Consider the following 270-nt stretch of genomic DNA (forward strand, 5'->3'; position numbering starts at 1 on the left):
GTGCCGTATTGCCTGCGCGTCTCGGAAGAGATCAAGATCTACGAGAAGCTGATCCGCAATTCGTCGCTCGCCGAAGCGGTGTGCGCGCCCGGCACGCTGAAGATGATGTCGCAGTTCGCGGTGCTGTCGCGGCTGCACGAGCCGGAGAATTCGAGCCTCTTTTCGAAGATGCAGGTGTACGACGGCGAGAACCTGAAGGACACCGATCCCAAGGCGAAGTCGTACCAGGAGTATCGCGACTACGCGGGCGTGGACGAAGGGATGACGGGC

1 pseudogene is annotated in these 270 nt (G+C 61.1%); it reads left to right on the top strand.

Features of this window, described 5'->3' with window-relative positions:
• Window positions 1-270 (top strand): annotated as a pseudogene (locus tag SB756_RS30465) (PrkA family serine protein kinase); the annotation flags it as partial.

This window comes from Pseudomonas sp. SIMBA_068 (assembly GCF_046534705.1).
GTDB classification, from domain to species: domain Bacteria; phylum Pseudomonadota; class Gammaproteobacteria; order Pseudomonadales; family Pseudomonadaceae; genus Aquipseudomonas; species Aquipseudomonas putida.